Origin of the sequence: Actinotignum urematis, assembly GCF_051264595.1 — a bacterium.
In the GTDB taxonomy this organism is placed as follows: Bacteria; Actinomycetota; Actinomycetes; order Actinomycetales; family Actinomycetaceae; genus Actinotignum; species Actinotignum timonense_A.
In genome coordinates this window covers 1-17,788 of the sequence record NZ_JBOZBG010000010.1, presented here as the reverse complement: position 1 = coordinate 17,788, position 17,788 = coordinate 1, and the positions used below count along the sequence as shown (strand labels likewise).

Sequence of the window (17,788 nt, the reverse complement as noted above, 5' to 3'; positions counted from 1 at the left end):
AAGCGTACCGGCGCGGCACGCGAGGTGCTTTTACCGCTACTATCTGAAGTAGACCCGGCGCGTGAGCCGGGCACAAGGCGCAGATAGGGCCGGCCGCTACTTCCACGCATTCGCAACGATGGCGGTCCCGCCCTATCCTGGCGGAAAGGTGATTCATGATCAACATTAAAGAGGCGGTGGATTCTTTCACCTCCTGGCAAGAAGAGCTTTATGTCCACCTGCATCAGCATCCCGAACTTTCTATGCAGGAAAAAGAAACGTGTGACACTATCGACGCGGAACTGACGCGCCTCGGGTACGCAACGCAGCGGATCGGCGGCGGCGTCGTCGGCGTGCTGGAAAACGGGGAGGGGCCCGCGGTGCTGTTCCGCGCCGATATTGACGGGCTCCCGGTCAAGGAAGCGACCGGGCTTGAGTACGCATCCACGCAGACGCGCACGGACGCGGACGGCAATGAAGTCCCGGCCATGCACGCCTGCGGCCACGATTTCCATATTTCTTGCGCCCTGGGTGCGGCCCGTATTTTCGCGGAAAATCGCGAGGCCTGGGCCGGCACCTATATCGCGCTGTTCCAGCCCGGGGAAGAAACCGCGGCCGGGGCGCGCTCCATGGTGGCCGACGGGCTGGTCGATAAGATTCCGGCGCCGGATGTGGCTCTGGGGCAGCACGTGCTGGCCGGGCCGATGCGCGCGGGGCAGGTCGGCACCCACGCCGGGGCGATTCTCTCCACCGGTGCTTCCGTTAAGGTGACGCTGCACGGGAAGGGCTCGCACGGCTCCATGCCGCATCTGAGCATCGACCCGGTGGTGCTGGCCGCCGCCGTGGTGACCCGGCTCCAGAGCGTGGTGGCGCGCGAAATTAATCCCTTCAAGATGGCGGTGCTGACCGTGGGCTCCATCCACGCCGGAAGCAAATCAAATATTATTCCGGACACGGCCACCCTGCTTATTAATATTCGCGCGTACGACATGGACGTGCGCGAACAGCTCCTTGATGGCATTAAGCGCACCATCACGGCCGAATGCGAAGCGGCCCGCGCCCCGCAGGCACCGGAATTTGAGATCTACGATTCCTACCCGCTTACTAATAACGACGACGCAACTACCGCCAAGGTCACCCAGGCATTCCTGGCACACTTCGGGGAAGAGCGCGTGATGGACTGCGGCGAAGTATCGGCTTCCGAAGATTTCAGCGTGATCCCGGACGCCTTCGGGATTCCCTACACCTACTGGGGCTTTGGTGGTTTCGCGGAAGGCGCGCCCACCTACCCCAATCACAACCCCGCCTTCGGGCCGGTTCTCCAACCCACCCTCGCCACCGGCACCGAAGCCGCGGCCGTTGCCGCGCTCGCCTGGCTGGCGCGGGACTAGCGGGACCACATTTCCACGATGACAAAGGATAAAACTATGGCTACCACCAATGGCGCAAAGGCGCCGGCCGGTAACCCGCCGCAAGAAACCGGCTACCGCGGCACCGAAAAACTGCTGTGGGGCATCGTCCTCGCGGTGGTGACCTTCTGGCTATTCGCCGGAACTGCCGCCACCGTGGCACCCAATATTATGGAGGACCTCGGTAACGTGGACGCGGCCGGGATGAACCTCGCGGTGTCCATTACCGGCCTGTTCTCCGGCCTCTTCATGGTGCTCATGGGCGGCCTGGCCGATAAAATCGGGCGCGTACGCATCACCCTCCTCGGGATTGTGCTCAACGCGGCCGGTTCGCTGCTGCTCATTTTCGCGGCCGGGGGCGTGGCGCTGCCGCTGCTGCTGACCGGGCGCGCGATCCAGGGCCTGGGCGCGGCCTGCATTATGCCGGCCTCGATGGCCCTCGTGAAGGCCTACTGGGATGGCCCGGCCCGCCAGCGCGCGGTGTCCATGTGGTCGATTGGTTCCTGGGGTGGCTCCGGCCTGGCCGCGATCTTCGGCGGCACCGTGGTGCAATTCGTGGGCTGGCGCGGAATCTTCATCGCCTCGATTATTATTTCCGTGCTCGCCTTCCTCATGATCCTGGGCACCCCGGAAAACCGGGTGGAAAGCACCGGCCCGCGCAAGAGCTTCGACGCCATCGGCCTGGTGCTCTTCATCGCCGGCACCCTCGGACTCATGATCGTGCTGCTCTACGGCTCGAAACTCGGCTGGGGCAGCGCGGCAACGCTCCTGCTCACCGCGCTCGCGGTGGTTTCTTACGCGCTCTTCTTCGGGTGGGAACGCAAGCAGGCGAACCCCTTCATTGATTTCGCGCTTTTCAAGAACACCACCTTCACGGGTGCCACGATCTCCAACTTCCTGGTAAACGGCACCATCGGCATGCTCATTATTAGCCAGCAGGTCATCCAGCTGGCCGGGCACAAGGCGGACGGTTCGCTCTACACCGCGTTCGATGCCGGCCTGCTTTCGCTGGGCTACGGCGTGTGCATTATCGCCTTCATCCGTATCGGCGAGAAACTCCTCCAGCGTTTCGGGCCGCGCAAGCCGATGATCTGGGGCTGCCTCATCACCATCGTGGCCTGCGGGCTGCTCATGACCACGCACCTGCTTATCGGCCAGTACGTGCTCATGGCGGTAATCGCCTACTGCCTCTTCGGTCTGGGCTTGGCCTTCTACGCCACCCCGTCCACGGACGCGGCGCTCTCGAACCTGCCGGCTTCCCAGGCCGGTTCCGGTTCGGGTATCTACAAGATGGCCTCCTCGCTGGGCGGGGCGATCGGTACCGCGATTTCGCTGGCGGTCTTCTACGGGCTGCAGGGCGCCCCGGTGCCGGACGTGATCGCGATGTCCGGGCGTACGGATAACTCCTCGATTCGCCTGGCCGCGATGGTCGCCTTGGGTGTTTCTTTGGTGTTCTTGCTGCTCGCCATTGTTTCTATTACGACGACGGTACCCAAGGGCGGGGGCTCTGCCACCGCGGGTGCTTCGGCTCCCAGCGCGGCTCCGGCACCGCAGCTCGCCCCGGACGACGAGCGCCAGGAGATTATCGCGCGCCTGTCCGAGCTGCCGCTACGCGATCTCCAGCGCCTGGAGCGCCAGCTGCTCGTGGATGAACTCTCCGGCTTGGACACCAAGGCTTTGCAGACCCTGGTGGAGAAGCAGAAGGCGTAGTTCTTCGCGCGGCGCGCTCGCGGAGCGGGTGCGCGGGCGGCGGGTGTGACTGCCGCACGCGTAGGCATATTTACATAGGTGTGGGTGCGTATTGCAGATTTCTGCGGTGCGCACCCACACCCCGTTAATGCTGATGTGCTTTCGAAGCGGTCCAGATTCCTCACGTGGCAATCCCGATGATGGTATTTTCCCACTGACCTCAATAATCACATCACACCCTGCGGGGGCATGTGTTTTCAGAGCTGTAGTGCATATGTCGTACATGCGAAGTACAGCTCAGAAAAATACCACTCGCCCGGTAATCTTCGATGGATGAGGTGTGAATTTTGGGCGGTTAGCCTCGCACAGTCAGCCGCGCATACTCCGCATCGCTCACCGGCTCGAGCCATTCGTTGGAGGTATCCGTGCCGGGAACTTCCACAGCCAGGTGGGAGAACCAGCTATCGGGTGCGGCTCCGTGCCAGTGCTTGGTGCCCGCCGGAACGTTGATCACATCCCCGGGCAGCATTTCTTCCACCGGCTGGCCCCAGACCTGGTGGAATCCGCGGCCGGCCACGCAGATAAGGATTTGGCCGCCGCCGCTGGAGGCGTGGTGAATATGCCAGTTATTGCGGCAGCCCGGCTCGAACGTCACGTTGTACATGGGGACCTGGCTGGTGGAAACCGGCGTGAGGTAGCTCTGCCCGATGAAATACTGAGCAAAACCGTCATTGGGTGCGCCGATGGGGAAGAGGCATTCGCGCGCGTGGCGTTCCTTGGCGCTCAGCGCATCCGTGCCAGGATTGGAGCCAGCGCTACCATCCGCACCCGCAACCTCGGTATCAACACTCCACACATTCTTCGCCAGATTGAAAACCGCCCAAGCCTTCGGCCAGCCTACGTACATGGCCGCATGCGTAATAATCGCGGCGATCTCCTCCCGAGTCACCCCGTGATTCTTGGCGTTCTCCAGGTGATAGCGCAGCGAAGAATCCGTGATACCGGAGGCCATGAGAGCCACCACCGTGACCACGCACTTCGTTTTGAGAGACAGCTCGGGCTGATTCCACACCCGCCCAAAAAGAACATCGTCATTGAGCTCGGCAAAAAGCGGGGTGAAATCTCCCAGCTGGTCGCGGCCTGCGGTTTGGGTAATCTTCTCACTCACCTGAGATCATCTCCTTCACGTATGGCCGACGCCTTTGCCCAGCCAAAAACAGACTACACCCCGGCGCATCCGGTCTCGGGTGCGCCGGGGTGTAGGGGGCCTTAGTGGCCCGGTCCGTTTATAGGAGCGTTACTTGCGTCGGTGGCGTTCCAGGGCGACGCCGCCGCCCAGGCACAGGGCACACAAAGCGATGACGCCCATGATCTTCGCCAGGGTGCTCAGCTTAATGCTCCGATCCCAGCCGCTTGCCGAAGCATCCGCATTCGCACCAGCAGCCGCCTGGTTACCCTGGCCCGCCGCGCCATTGGGCATACCAACGAAGGCGGAACCGGAGGGCGTGCCGGCACCGGGCGTGGCACTCGCCGACGGAGTGGCGGAGGGGGCGGTCGCTTTACCGGCTGCTGGCCCACCGGCCTTCGCCGGAGCGGGGGAAAGGGGACGCGGTGCCCCGCCGCCACCGGCCTGTGGTGCGCCAACTACCCGGTTGCCCGTGAGGGTGGCGCCGCCACCGGGGCCGAGCGGTGCGTTGCCGCTCGGTGGCAGCACCTTCGCCCCGGGATTCTCCGGAAGCGGGGCGGGCGCGGGCGGCCCGCCCGGAGTTAGCGGCTTATTCCCGGGATTAGTTCCGGGGCCGGGTGTACCCGGCTGCGGATTCGGGTTCGGTGTGCTAATGCCGCCCGGGGTTCCGGGTGCGGCCGACGGTTGCGGTGCGGGAGTGGCGCCCGGCGTGGGCGCACCATCCGGATTAACGGTGCCGCCCGGGTTGCCACCGGGGTTGCCGCCCGGATTCGGATCCGCGGAGGGATGATCCGCACCGCCCGGTTCGGGAGCGGTGGGATCGCCGGGGATGCTCACGATGCCCTGCTCGTAACCGGCGATCGTCTCATCCCCGACCAAGAAAACTAGGCGGCCCGCCCGATTGGCCCCGCCCGCGCCGGAATTTTCCGGCGCGGCTGCGGCGTCGTCGTACCACACCCGCAACACGTACACGCCCGGCTGCGTGAAGGCCCAACCGGCGTGCTGGTGCGTGGGATCGGGCAGGTCAAGGGCGGTGCGCGAGGCGTCGAAGAGGCGATCCACGTTCCCGAAGCCGCTCAGCGCGTAGGCGTGATACTGCGCGCCCGCCGGAATCGACTCCGGCTCCACGTGGAAACGCGTGGGCTTGCGGTAGCTCTCCGTGGACCACCCGGGCCAAATATGCGAACGATCCCAGTTCTGGGGCAGCTGGTAGAGCCGCTCGCCCTCCGCGCCGAGGAAATCAAAAGCCGCGCCCTTCGCCCGCGGGGACTTCGCCGAATCAGGAACCGCCAGCGCCACCGTGCTCACATCGCGCTGCACCGAGGTGGTGGCGTGCTCGAGGGTGTCGTCCTTGAGGGTAACGCCCGGGCCGCCCTCGCCCGGCACCGCCTGCAGGTCCACGTGGCCGCGGCGCAAAATGGTGCGCGACGGGGCGGGCTGCGGTGCGGGGGCTGGTGCGGGAGCGCTAGGCGACACAGAAGGTGTAGGCGCCGGCGCGGGCGGATTCGGGCCGGGATTCGGTCCCGGGTTCGGGTTTGGCGCAGGATTCGGACCTGGGTTCGGCCCGGGCTCAGGCCCCGGCCCCGGCGCCGGTTCGGGCTGCGGCTCGGGGGCTGGCTGGGTGCCGGTACCAATCGCGGGAGCGGCGGCGAGCCGCCCGGAATAGCTTTGCGGGGCGCTCAGGTCCATGGTGCCGAAACGCGCGTCCGCCGCCGCGCTCATATTCACTTCCGGATGCGGGTCGATGCTGAGCTTGAGGTGGTAGCCCTCGCACCAGGAATCACCCTGGGTTACGGTGGCCACGCCGCGCGAATCCGTCACCATATTCACTTCGCAATCCGGGTACTTATCCTCCGGTTTCGCGTAGTAGCCGCCGTGCACGTACGCGCGCACCTTCGGATCCGCGAAAGCAACCGAGGTGGTTACGTTTCCGGTGGCCGTCTTTTCCGTGCGTACCGTGTAATCGAAGGACGACGGCGTATACTCCCCGCCCTCCATGGCCGGCGCCGGATCCTGCGAATGGGGCTCGGGCAGCTGCGCGGCGCTCTCCGAGGTGCTGGCCTCGGCCGCCCCGAAGGCGTAGGAGACCGGGGCGGATATCCAGCGGGCCCCGGTGGTGGCCTGAGCGCCGGGAGCCGAATTGGCTGCGCCGTCGGCCTTGGGCGCGCCGGCCGCGCCCTGCGTTCCCGGGGTGGCGGGCACGAAAACCGCCTGGAAATTCGAGGCGCCCGAGCCGATCATCTCCGCCCAGCGCGCCTTCCCCTTCTCCACCGGGACTTCAGCCAAGAAGTAACCATCCAGGAAGAACTGCACCTTCCCCGCCACCGTTTCCGAACCGGCATCGAAACGCAGCTCGGTGAGCTGGTCATCCGCGTCGTGCTCGCGGCCCTCGTACGGGGCGAGGGAGAAACGGTAGCCGGAGGTATCCCCGGTGGGGGCGGCATTGAACGCGGTAGCCAGATCGGGGCCCGCTTCCTTGGCGGGGCGGGTGCCACCCACCTGCCACACAAACGGAATCTCCTGCGAGGCGATAATCTTGCCGTCCACCCCGCGCGCGATGGCGCGATAGGTCAGGGTGTAGCGCCCCGGCTTGGTAAAAGCGGTCTCGTTATGGGTGTGGCTGCCGGGCACCAGGTAGGAGACCCGCCGCCCCGTCTCGTGGCTGGAGAACAGCGGGAGGTAGAGGTCCATATTGGTCATGAAGGCTTCCATGCGCCCCGGGCCGTCGAACTTGGTCAGCTCCAGCGCGAAAGTGCCGTTGCGGAATTGCTCCACTGGAATGGCGGCATCCGCACCGAAACCGGCCCAGATGGGGAAGGGGCCGCTGGGCATACCCGGCGCGGAATACCAGCGCTCGGCCACCTTGCGCAGATGCCCGTAAGCCTCGTTATCCGGGGGGAGGAAAATGTACTGCTGCCCGCCCTGATTCGAGCCGGAGCGCGCGTAGCCGCGCCCCACCCAATTGACGGTCTTCTCCAGCGGATACAACTCGTCATAGGCTTCGTTTTTCAGCACGAACGTACCGTTTTCCCAAAAAACCTTGGGGGCATCAACGTGCGCCGTCGTTGTGACAATCTTTCCGTCATCCGGGGCGGCCGCGGCGGCCGGAGCTATCCCGGCGGTGAGTGCGGCGGCGGCCAGGGCCGCGAGGAAGCGTCGTGCCATTCTGTCTCTTTCCGTTTCGGTGTGCGGCAGTCCGGGTGAGAGACAACCGCATCACCCCTTATTGATAATCATTATTGTTATCAAATAGGCTAGGTGGCGCAAGTACCGCAAGGAAAGGAAAGTCATGACAGCACTCACACGGCGTGCTGCGGCGGGGCTGGCGGGCGCCATGGCGGCGCTCCTGGCCGGGTGGGGAGCATTCCTTCCTGCCGCCCAGGCCGCACCGGCGCCGGCAGCGCCCGCGGGGGCGGGGGCCGGGCAGTCCACCGTTCTCACCTCCGGGCATATGGACCTCTTCAATATTGCCGCGGGTGCAGATGGCGCCATCTCCCTCAATCTCAAAGAAGACGCCACCGGTACCGGGGTGGAGCGCGCCCCCGAAGAAACCGTGATCGGGGTAGTGGAGCGAACGTTCATTAGCAAATCCGCCGAGGTTCCGCAGCTGGGTACACCCGGCTTTCTGCTCGACCAGGTGCAGCAGCCCGGAATTGTATGGCCCGGCTGGGATTCCGGGGCGGCGCGCCAGCTCGGCGGCACCGCGGCACGTTTCGTGGTGGAGCAGCTCGAAGGCCCCGGCAAGGTCTTCCTATGGGAAACGAATTTCGCCACCCTCAACCCGATTCTGCGCGACGCCGCCGGCGCCCCAATCTTCCAGATGGGGCCGGGCAGCGTGATCGCCCAGCCCGAACCCGCGCACCAGCACGCTAATTGGCTCTTCTCCGCGCCCGGCACCTACCGCATGACGGTGCGCGCCGAAGTGGATACCCCCGGAGGTACCCTCACCGCGCCCGCCCGCACCTACACCTGGGCGGTGGGTGACGCCGCGATTGCGGCCGCGCAGGGTCACGATAACGGTGGCTCCGGTAGTGGGAACGATAGTGGGAACGACGGTGCCGCTGGCGCGCCGGGCAATACCGCTACCCCGGGCGGCGGATCCACCCCGGGAGCTGGCAAGGGGGGAAGTGGTGCGAACGGCGCCAACGGCGGGAACGGTGCCAACGGTGCGACTGGCGGGGCTAACGGCACGCCCGGCACCCCGGCGCCGAACGGCGGCGCTACGCAGGCGCCCCAGCCCCCCACGGGGCAAGCACCCCAGGCGCCGGCCGGCCAAGCACCCCAAGCCCCGGCCGGCCAAGCCCCGCAAGCGCCCGCCGCGCCGGTGTGCATCCCTACCCCGGTGGAGCGCGCCGCGAGCGGCGGTGCCAGCGGTTCGCATAAGATACCGGCCAATACCCATGTGCACCCCAATTGGGTCTTCACCCAGCCGGGCACCTACACGGTGGGCTTGGCCCTCAACGCCACCGCAACGGACGGCACCCGCCTGTCAACCACCACTACCCTCACCTTCAACGTCGGGGGAAGTGGCAACGCCAATAGCGGCCATTACGACCTGGGTGCGGTGGTGGACGGCGGGCAGCTGCGCGCCGCCGTCAAGGACGATAATTCCGGGCAGTGGCTCGACCCGGCTTCCCTGAGCTTCGGGCTGGGGGAGGCCGCGGCCACCACCGCCCCGGCCGGTATTGATTTCGTGGCGAGCGCCGGTGAGCGCATCTACATGATTTCTTCCAGCCAGGTCTCCGGAGTGCCGTGGCTCGGCGCGAATACCCAGCATCCCAGCTTCCGCGAAGCGACCACCGGCGAGCTCACCCTGAGCGTCACCAGCGTGTCCGGCCCCGGCAAGATGGCCGTTTTCGAATCGGGTACCTTCGGGCAGTTGGTGGGCCAGCAGTGGTTCGGTTCGAGCGGCGGCGGTACCGAAACGGTGTGGGAAGGCCGCACCGCGGATGGCCAGCCCTGCGAACTTTCCGCCGAGCAAATCGCCCAGCTGGAACGCGAAGGCAAGAAGCTCGGCAATAACCTCGCGCATTCCGGCTCCGAGGTGATTGACCCGCTCTCGGTTACCCTGGCCCTCCTCTGCGTGGGTGGGGTGGTGCTGTATACCCGCAAGCGGGCCTAGCCTATGATGGTGGCAGCGTCCGCTTCGGCGCCTGTGGCGGCGGCCGGGCGCGGCACACCCAGTCAATATACGAGTGAAAAGCGCGGGATACTTATGAAGATTTCAATTCTGGTGGGTAGTTTGCGGCGCGGTTCCTACGCGCGCAAAATCGCGAGCGAAGTGGCCGGCTATTTCCCCGAAGGGTACCAGGTGGAGATTGTGGAGATCGGTCACCTGCCGCTCTACAACTTCGATTACGACGACGCAGCTGTGACGGACGTACCCCTGCCGGAAAGCTACACCAGCTTCCGGGAAACCATTAAGGCCAGTGATGGCATCCTCTTCGTCACGCCGGAAAATAACCGCACCGTGCCGGCCTGCCTGAAGAACGCCGTGGACATCGGCTCCAAGCCCAATAGCGATGTGGCCTGGAAGAACAAGCCGGCCGGCATTATCAGCCATTCGGTGGGGCGGATGGGTGGCTACAGCTCGCAGAAGAACCTGCGCCTGGCCCTTTCCTACTTCGATATGCCCATGCCTGGCCAGCCCGAAGTGTTCCTGGGGCGCTCCCCGGAACTCTTCGAGGAGTCCGGCAAGCTCAAGGCCGATACCGCGGACTTCGTGCGCGGCTATATTGACCGCTTCGTGGCCCTGGTTGAGAAGAAGTAAATCTCGCTTATCGCGTAGCGCACCCCCGAGTTGGTTTCCGGCCGGCTCGGGGGTGTTTTTCGTGGCTCGGGTGCTCGCGGGAAAGGAGCGGCGTCGTCGTTATGACATACACCACTGCGGCGAGCCTTAAGTCCTAGGCGCCCACAATGCGACACTATATCTAGTGGTCTAAATTGAAGTGACCACAATATCTAGTGTTTTGATGAAAATTGGAGAAGTCATGAGCGCACCTGATGGACGGCATTACACCCTGCGTTCCTTTATGCCGCCGCAGTACATCCAGCATCCCGAGGGGCCTTTCCGGCCGATCAACTGGAATTACGTCCCGGAGGAGAAGGACTTGGAGGTGTGGCGCCGGCTCACCGCGAATTTCTGGCTGCCGGAAAAGGTGCCGCTCTCCAATGACCTGCCCTCCTGGCAGCGCATGAGCGAGGTGGAGCAGACCCTCGTGATGCGGGTCTTCACCGGCCTGACCTTGCTGGATACCGTACAGGCGAGCATTGGTGAAATCAGTCAGATCCAGGACGCGCATACCGAACACGAGCAGGCCGTCTACGCCAATATCGCCTTCATGCAGGCAGTGCACGCGCGTTCGTATTCCTCGATTTTCTCCACCCTGGCCTCGAGCGCCCAGATCGAGGAAGCTTACACCTGGGCCGTGGATAATCCGCTGCTCCAGCAGCGAGCCAAGGCGGTGCTGGAACACTACGTGGGCGATGATCCGCTCAAGCGCAAGGTCTCCTCCACTCTGCTGTCCTCGCTGCTGCTCTACGCCGGGTTCTTCCTGCCCCTCTACCTGTCCTGCCGCGGCAAGCTCATGAATACCGCGGATCTTATCCGCCTCATTCTGCGCGATAAGGCGGTGCACGGGTACTACTCCGGGTACAAGTACCAGTGCGGCCTGGAAGAATGCAGCGAGGCGCGGCGCGCGGAAATGGAAGAATTCACCTTCGAGCTGCTCGAGAAGCTCTACCAGATGGAACTCGAGTACTCCGGTGAACTTTACGAGCCCGTGGGATTGATGGACGACGTCGCAATTTTCGTCCGCTACAACGCCAATAAGGCACTCATGAACCTTGGCTACCAGGCGCGCTTCAGCGGCGAAGAAACGCGGGTGAGCCCGGAAATCCTCACCGCACTTTCCCCGGCCGCCGACGAAAACCATGATTTCTTCTCCGGTTCGGGCTCCTCCTACATTATTGGGGAGTCGGAAGATACCACCGACGACGATTGGGATTTCTAAAGTAGCCCGAAGCTGAGTATCCGAAGCTGAGTATCCGAAGGTGAATAGCTCAAGGTAAGTAATCCATAAGCGAGTAGCCCAAAGGTCCTGACCTGTGGTGCGATGATCGGGGCGGCCACCTGCGCGTGTGCTGTGTGCGGGTGGCCGCCCCGAGAAAACGAGAGATTGGGTACATTTACCGGAGCGATGCCCCAGGTAGGGGCCGTGGCGGCACATAAGTATTCACGCGGCGGGGCGTGGTGTGAATCGGGGAATGTACCGCGCGTGTGCCCGCCCTTTCGCCGCGCCGGCACGGGACTTTAGTACCGTCCGGGCGGTGTGGGTGGTGAGCGAAGGCCCGCGCCGCTACGGAAAAGTATTATTATTCACGCCGGCGCGGGCGGCATAATGGCGAGGTGGACGCGCGGCCGCGCCGTCGAAAAAGCGGCCAGGCAGGCCCGAGCGCAACGAAGCGCCCGTCTCAAAACCGCGCGGTGCCGCGGGTTAATACTTAGTAAATAATTCTGAAACAGCCTGATAAAAAGTTAGTTATCTCCGCGAGGGAAGCCGCGTTGCTACGCGGTTTATATAACCTTTGGTACTGAATAATTGAATACGGCTCTTTGTGCTAGGCTCATGAATTGTTTAGGCGATTTAGCTGACAGGGTCGGTTGAATTGCGGGGGGGGGGGGCACTCCAGCGCTACCCTCCCACAATTGACGCTCTCCTCATGCTTCACCCTAACGATCCATAAACCTACTAATGGAGAAATAATGTCCCAACACACGGAGTCGACTCAGTCGGCGCCCGGAGTCTCCGCGTCTGTGTCCCGCAAGGGTGGGCATCGTCGTCGCGCGAAAGTGTGGGCCGGTCTCACCGCCGCGGCGCTCATGACGACGTTTGCTTCGGGAATCGCCTACGCTGCACCGCAAGGTAATTCCGGTGCGGCGCCGACTGCTCCCACGGCGCAGTGTCCGACGTATGTCGGTGACACCGCTGTCGAAGCAGGCGCGAACCAAGCTGGCGCTAACCGACCGGATATTCCTTTCAAGCAAGATGCCATTATCGAAGCCGATGCTTTCAAGACCGGCTGGATTAAGAGCACCACCGATGCCAGTAATGCCAAGAACACGCTCTCGGGGCGTGCGTTCTTCGGCGGCGTTGGCACGCCGGCAACCACCTCCAATGGTGCAACCCCGGTTCCGGACGGAACCAAGGTGTACCTCCAGTGGCGTGATACCGACGGCGCGGCCTCCCCGATTTACTCCACCACCGTCAAGACGATTGACGAGAGCGACGGAAGCCAGATCGGCCCCGGCGCCTACGCTTTTGATCTGCGCGTGCCCTGGGTAGATAACACCGGCAAGCAGCACCTTTACAAGGCCGTTGCTGGCCAGTACTACCGCCTGTGGATTAATGATTTCACCAACCCGGCCGGCAACCCCGTCACCATGGTGCGCCAGGCCGGCGGCTTCTTCCCGGGTGCCTTCGTCAATAGCGTGACGGCCAATAACCTGGGCCAGTTCCCGCTTATCGGCACCAATATGCAGCGGACCGCGGTGTTCATGTACACCGATCCGAATGACTACCTCACCCGCCCCAAGAACGAATGGGTCAATGATGACAAGGGTCCCCTGACCGACCCGGCCGTGACCCTCTCCACCCGGGACTCCGTTTCCGGCAAGGTGTGGTTCGAATCCGGTGCTGGCGATCTTGCCAACTCCGCCACCGGCCCGAACTTCAATACCTCGGGTGACGTGGTGGCCTCCGGCTACACCGTGGTGCTCTCGCAGCTGACCCCCGCGGGCAAGGCTGCGCTCCAGGAACTGCGTAATGCCACCCCGTCCGTGAATGACCGCGAGGTCAAGGTCCGTGACATGCTCACCGAGCACCCCGATTACATCGAGGGCACCTACACGGCCACCACGAACGAAAAGGGCATGTACACCATCCGCCTGCCGAAGAATGCCGGCGCGGACGTGGACCGTATTTACATGTACGTCCTGGACCCGAACGGGCGAGTAGTCCCGAACTACTCCTCCTTCATGCGCCAGACCTTCAACATGTTCAACTCGAATGCTTCGTGGACTCCGCAAACCTCCGCGGCTGTCAATCTGATTACCAATAACTGGTACAACGTCAATCTGGCGCTGGTGCTCAGCGTGCAGGTGGAACTGGATATCACGAACTTCGATGCCCAGGAAAACTACGCTCTCCCCGGGCAGACCGCTGAAGTCAAGCTGACCGGTAAGGATCTCTCCCCGCTGCCCAACCGCATCGAGTGGACCGATTCCAAGGGCAAGGTTGTGCAGACCAACGGCGGCCTGAAGAAGCTGAGCGATGCCAGCAAGGCATACTTCAAGGTTCCGGATAACGCGAAGGACGGCGAAATCTACACGGCAACTCTGTATGCCGCTGAAAACGCTGTTTCTTCCGATTCCTTCATCGTGCGCGCGATTCCCGTCAAGTACGACGCCGTCCAGGTGAAGAAGACCCAAACCGAGAAGAGCAAGGCTCCTTACGCAACCCGCGAAGCCAAGGGCTTCACGCAGGCCGGTAATAACAAGTACCAGCTTCCTGCCGATGCGACTTATGAGCTGGGTGAAGGCGCGAAGGTCTGGGCTACTGTTGATCCGGCCACCGGCGTGGTGACCGTCAAGCCCGGCGCGGACGTGGCTCCCTGTGACTACCGCATCCCGGTGGTTGCTACCGTGACCGATCCGCTCAACGCCAAGAACAAGCTCAAGCTCAAGACCTGGGTTCCGGTCAAGGTGCTGGCGCAGCTCACCGATACCTACGATCCGAATTACAAGCAGGACAATACGGTAGAAGCGGGGCAGACCATTGAGGTCCCGGCTCCCACCTTCGATAAGCTCGCTACCAAGAAGGTTGAAACTGACCCCGCTCCGACGGAGAAGGGCAAGAAGACCACCTTCAAGCTCGGCGAGAACTCCCCGATTACCGCCACGGTTAACCCCGAAACCGGCGCCATTACGGTGACTCCGGCCGCGGGCACCGCCGCTGGCCCCTACGAGGTTCCCGTTGTTGTCACCTACCCGGATGGCAGCACCGATACCGTCAAGGTTCCGGTAACCGTCACCACCCCGGCCCCGGTCGATACTGACCGCGACGGTGTGAACGACGACGTAGACCAGTGCCCCACCATCGCCGGCCCGGCTTCCAATAATGGTTGCCCGGCGTGGAACAACGGCGAGGGCAAGCCCGGCACTGATGTGACGCTCACGAAGGACCCGAAGAACGGCCCGATCCCGAGCACCGCGACCTGCGAAGCCGGCAATGGTGCCACGTGCACCATCGGCACCGATGGCAACGTCGTCGTCAAGGTTCCGGAAGGAACCGCCCCCGGCACCGAAATTCCGGTGACCATCAAGAACGAGGGCAAGACCCTCCACACACCCAAGGTGACGGTGACGGCCCCGGATCCGGTTCCGAACCCCGATACCGATAACGACGGTGTGAACGACGACGCAGACCAGTGCCCCACCATCGCCGGCCCGGCCACCAATAACGGGTGCCCGGCCTGGAACGACGGCGAAGGTAAGCCCGGTGCGGATGTGACGCTGGCGAAGGATCCCGCTAACGGCGAGATCCCGAACACCGCTACGTGCGTTGCGGGTAATGGCGCGAGCTGCACCATCGGCCAGGATGGCAATATCACCGTGAAGGTTCCGGAAGGTGCGACCCCCGGTACCGAAATCCCGGTGACCGTCAAGAATGACGGCAAGGATCTGGACACCTCCAAGGTGACCGTGCTTGCCCCGAATAACCCGGCCTGGAATGACACGACCACCAAGCCGAGTGAGCCGGCGCAGCTGCCTAACGCGGGTGGCCCGGTTCCGGACGGTTCCACCGTTGAGGTGACCGGCCCGGGTACCGCCAAGCTCAACCAGGATGGCTCGATTACGGTCACTCCGAACGCGAATGCGAAGGATAAGGACCAGATCGTTGTCAAGGTCAAGGACCCCAACGGTAAGGACCTGGATACGGCTACCGTGACCATTGCTGATCCTGATCCCGATCAGGATGGAGTGTCCGGGGATGCCGATCAGTGCCCGACCATCGCCGGCCCGGCTTCCAATAATGGTTGCCCGGCGTGGAACGACGGCGAAGGTAAGCCCGGCACCGATGTGACGCTCACGAAGGATCCGGCCAACGGCCCGATCCCGGCTTCGGCCACGTGTGAAGCAACCGGTGGTGCCACGTGCACTATTGGCGGGGATGGCAACGTCGTCGTCAAGATTCCGGCGGGTGCAACCCCCGGTACCGAGATTGCGGTGACCATCAAGGATGGTGACAAGGTCCTCGACAAGTCCAAGGTGACCGTCACGGCCCCCGCTCCGGTTCCGAACCCGGATGGCGATAACGACGGCGTGCCCGATGCTCAGGATCAGTGCCCCACCATCGCCGGCCCGGCTTCCAATAATGGTTGCCCGGCGTGGAACGACGGCGAAGGCAAGCCCGGTGCGGACGTGACGCTCACGAAGGACCCGGCGAACGGCCCGATCCCGGCTTCGGCCACCTGTGAAGCAACCGGCGGTGCAACCTGCACCATCGGCACCGATGGCAATGTTGTGGTCAAGGTGCCCGCGGGCGCTAAGGACAAGTCTGAGATCACCGTGACCATCAAGGATGGTGATAAGGTCCTCGACACCTCCAAGGTGACCGTCAAGGATCCGGATACCGATGGCGATGGCCTGACCGATTCCGAAGAGGAAAAGATCGGCACCGACCCGAATAACCCGGATACCGATGGTGACGGTATCAATGACGGCGACGAAGTCAATGGCACCAAGAATCCGTTCAAGGACGATAAGTTCAATAAGGACGGTAAGCCTGGTAACACTGATCCGCTCAACCCTGACACTGATGGTGACGGGGTGAACGACGGTGACGAAGTGACCGGTAAGAATAACGGTGGCAAGCCGACTAACCCGAACAAGGCCGATACCGATGGCGATGGCGTGACTGACGCTGACGAAATCAAGGACGGCACGGACCCGAATAATGCTGACACTGATGGTGACGGCATCAATGATGGGGATGAGAAGAAGGACGGGACTGATCCGAAGAATCCGGATACTGACGGTGATGGTGTGAGTGATGGTCGTGAAAAGGACCTGGGCACCGATCCGAAGAACCCGGATACTGATGGTGATGGCCTGACCGATGGTGAGGAAGCCGGTACGGATATCGACGAGAACGGTAAGCCTGCTCGTAATGAGGATGGTACCCCGAAGGTTGATGATTCCAAGGCCACCAAGACCGACCCGAAGAACCCCGATACTGACGGTGACGGCCTGACCGATGGTGAGGAAAAGAAGATCGGTACTGACCCATTGAACCCGGATACTGATGGTGACGGGCTCACGGATGGTGATGAGGTCAATGGCACCAAGAACCCGTTCCAGGACGATAAGTTCAATAAGGACGGTAAGCCTGGTAACACTGACCCGCTCAACCCTGACACTGATGGTGATGGTCTCACCGATGGTGACGAGGTGACCGGCAAGAACAACAACGGCACTCCGACTAACCCGAATAAGGCCGATACTGATGGTGACGGCGTCAATGATGGCGACGAAATCAAGAACGGTACGGACCCGAATAAGGGTGATACCGATGGTGATGGCCTGACCGATGGTGACGAGAAGAAGATTGGTACTGACCCGAAGAACCCGGACACCGACGGTGACGGCATCACGGACGGTGATGAGGTGAACGGCACCAAGAACCCGTTCCAGGACGATAAGTTCAATAAGGACGGCAAGCCTGGTAACACTGACCCGCTCAACCCTGACACCGATGGTGATGGGCTCACCGATGGTGACGAGGTGACGGGCGTGAAGAATGGTGGTAAGCCGACTAACCCGAATAAGGCCGATACCGATGGTGACGGTATCAATGATGGTGACGAGATCAAGAACGGCACCGACCCGTTGAACCCGAACGATCCGGGCAAGGCTGCACCGAAGACTAAGAAGGTCAAGAAGGCCAAGGGCCTGACCGCGACCGGTGCCGATGTGGCATCGCTGGCAGTCTTCGCTCTTCTGGCCGCCGGTGCGGGTAGCGTGGCAATTCGCCGCCGCAAGAAGTAACACAATGTTGCTGAGGTAGCTGAAAAGCTACCCAACCAGCCGCGCGGCTGCGGAAGTTTCCAATGGGTTACCCAAGCAGCCGAGTGGCTAACGCAAGGGGCCGCTCCTGAAATATCAGGGGCGGCCCCTTTGCGTGCGCGGTGCGTAGTCCTGCTATGCAGTTTCTCGGCGTGTGGATCGGTGGCGGGAATGACGCTTCGATAGCATCGGGAGATGAGCGGTTACGAACCACCACTGCGCATAACACCTGCCTGCGAGGCGCTGGTCGGGCAGGTCTGCAACCTTGTTGAAAAACTGGAACGCCCGGGGGACGGCGGGAAATTCTGGCTGGATTCTTTGGCCTGACTTGGCTCATTTTGGCGTGATGTGATTCATATTGACGTTGTGGCCTGGGGTTTTGTCTCGTTGGTGGGTGAA

General features: G+C 62.9%; 9 protein-coding genes. 7 read left to right on the top strand and 2 right to left on the bottom strand.

All coding sequences use genetic code 11. The annotated features are described in order from the left end of the window. Positions 1-155 precede the first annotated feature (155 nt). Together ACRQDJ_RS05745 and ACRQDJ_RS05740 are read left to right on the top strand one after the other, a co-directional pair. Positions 156-1,370, top strand: a complete 1,215-nt coding sequence (locus ACRQDJ_RS05745; protein ID WP_284904576.1) for an amidohydrolase — start codon at positions 156-158, stop codon at positions 1,368-1,370. Between the two features lie 36 nt (positions 1,371-1,406). Continuing rightward, positions 1,407-3,098 (top strand): MFS transporter, encoded by a 1,692-nt coding sequence (locus ACRQDJ_RS05740; protein WP_284904573.1) that lies wholly within the window; start codon positions 1,407-1,409, stop codon positions 3,096-3,098. A 334-nt stretch (positions 3,099-3,432) separates the two neighbouring features. On the opposite strand, the gene ACRQDJ_RS05735 is transcribed toward ACRQDJ_RS05740, so the two are convergent. Further along, positions 3,433-4,245, bottom strand: coding sequence for a carboxymuconolactone decarboxylase family protein (locus tag ACRQDJ_RS05735; protein ID WP_284904571.1), 813 nt, complete (start codon positions 4,243-4,245; stop codon positions 3,433-3,435). 129 nt (positions 4,246-4,374) lie between these two features. Continuing rightward, positions 4,375-7,428, bottom strand: a complete 3,054-nt coding sequence (locus tag ACRQDJ_RS05730; protein ID WP_284904569.1) for a choice-of-anchor M domain-containing protein — start codon at positions 7,426-7,428, stop codon at positions 4,375-4,377. Between the two features lie 124 nt (positions 7,429-7,552). Between ACRQDJ_RS05730 and ACRQDJ_RS05725 the strand changes: the two genes are divergently transcribed. From ACRQDJ_RS05725 to ACRQDJ_RS05705, 5 genes are all read left to right on the top strand, one after another. Next, complete coding sequence (locus ACRQDJ_RS05725) at positions 7,553-9,385, top strand: choice-of-anchor M domain-containing protein (protein WP_284904567.1); 1,833 nt, start codon at positions 7,553-7,555, stop codon at positions 9,383-9,385. A gap of 93 nt (positions 9,386-9,478) precedes the next feature. Next, on the top strand, positions 9,479-10,033 hold the full coding sequence (locus tag ACRQDJ_RS05720) for an NADPH-dependent FMN reductase (protein ID WP_434736388.1): 555 nt from the start codon (positions 9,479-9,481) through the stop codon (positions 10,031-10,033). A 202-nt stretch (positions 10,034-10,235) separates the two neighbouring features. Beyond that, complete coding sequence (nrdF, locus tag ACRQDJ_RS05715; RefSeq protein ID WP_284904565.1) at positions 10,236-11,276, top strand: class 1b ribonucleoside-diphosphate reductase subunit beta; 1,041 nt, start codon at positions 10,236-10,238, stop codon at positions 11,274-11,276. Between the two features lie 752 nt (positions 11,277-12,028). Beyond that, on the top strand, positions 12,029-17,371 hold the full coding sequence (locus tag ACRQDJ_RS05710; RefSeq protein ID WP_435717875.1) for a Rib/alpha-like domain-containing protein: 5,343 nt from the start codon (positions 12,029-12,031) through the stop codon (positions 17,369-17,371). Between the two features lie 213 nt (positions 17,372-17,584). Then, positions 17,585-17,716: a hypothetical protein gene (locus tag ACRQDJ_RS05705; RefSeq protein ID WP_435717874.1), complete on the top strand. Its 132-nt coding sequence runs from the start codon at positions 17,585-17,587 to the stop codon at positions 17,714-17,716. The last annotated feature ends 72 nt before the right edge of the window (positions 17,717-17,788 follow it).